At 70.1% G+C, this 1,263-nt stretch carries 2 protein-coding genes; both read right to left on the bottom strand.

The annotated features are described in order from the left end of the window. Positions 1–938 (bottom strand): esterase/lipase family protein (locus C5O18_RS09810; RefSeq protein WP_105193439.1); only part of this gene is annotated, 938 nt, incomplete at its 3' end. Between the two features lie 64 nt (positions 939–1,002). After that, positions 1,003–1,263, bottom strand: a 261-nt coding sequence (locus tag C5O18_RS10610; RefSeq protein ID WP_241146819.1) for a hypothetical protein, incomplete at its 5' end; no start/stop codon positions are given.

Here is a 1,263-nt window from a genome sequence, read left to right as displayed (position 1 = left end):
TGCCGGAGGATGCGCATGATCGGGCGCGAGTTCACCATCTCCATGTGGGCGATGCCCGGCACCACGATGTTGCGGCCGTAGTGCTCCGCCACCCGCGCGCCATCCTGCGGCGACACGATGCTGTCGTGCGGCGACCACACCGCGATGAACGGCACCGGGCACGGAGCCGCCTCGGCCTCCGCGCGGAACGTCCGCGTCCACTCGCTGCCGTGCGAGAGCTGGCCGAGTATCGGCCCCAGGCGTTCCTTGCCGGCGGCCACCACCGTGCCGCCGAACGGCGAGCCCACCGCGATCGCCAGGCCGGCCTTGTCCATGCCGCCGAAACGGTGCAGGTACAGGCGTATGGTCAGGCCGCCCATGCTGTGGCCGATCAGGATCACCTGGCCGGCGCCGGTGTCGGCCAGCACTTCATCGACGAAACGGGCGAGGTGCCCGGCGTTGCGCTCCACGCTCTCGAACACCGGCTCCGGACTCAGCGTGTAGACCTTGCCGTAGCCGCTGCGCAGCAGGTGCGCACGCCAGGCCGACAGGTAGCCGCGATTGGTGAAGAAGCCCGGCACCAGCACCACCGGCAGGCCCCGGTGCGGCCGCCCGGCCGGCGGGTTGTTCGGCGCCAGCCAGGGTTCGAAGGCGAACAGGAAGGGATAGGTCAGCACCGCCGCCCACCATTCGCGGATGAACATCGCCAGCGTGGCCGCGGCACCGATCTCGTGTTCGGCGCGCTTGGGCGAGCGCGCGCGCCACGAGGGCAGGAAGTTGCCCAGCACCAGCAGCAGGCGCAAGGTGAAAAAGACCGCGAGCGCGCCATGGACGACATGCACTGGATCGGCGCCGGCGGCGATGCAGCCCGCGCCGATCAGGACATAGAGCGCCAGCTCGACCACGAACGCGATGAAGAAGCCCCGGCCGTGCGCCGTGAAGCCCTGTTCCCTGACCATCGTACTCTCCTTTGTTCTTGTTGTTCTGCTTCAGCTGTCGCCAACCGGCGACCCGGCCGGCGAATCAGTGCCCACCTTCTCCGGGGCCGTGCTCCAGGGCGTCACGCAGTGCGATCTGCAGCTGCGAATGCCAGCGCACCACGCGCGGCCACACCGCCAGCGCCAGCAGTACCACCAGCGTCAGCACGGCCACGAACAGGTGCAGCGGCGGCAGGATGCTGGAGCTCAGTGCCGACACCAGCAGCAGCATGATGACCAGCGCCGCCGCCGGCAGCGCGCGCGCGAACAGGCTGCGCAGCGCATGGCGGGCCGGGCTGGTGGCCGG

It is taken from the genome of Amnimonas aquatica (assembly GCF_002943415.1).
GTDB lineage: Bacteria > Pseudomonadota > Gammaproteobacteria > Pseudomonadales > Moraxellaceae > Perlucidibaca > Perlucidibaca aquatica_A.
Note: the sequence above shows the minus strand (reverse complement) of the source record. Positions and strands in the feature narration are given on the sequence as shown.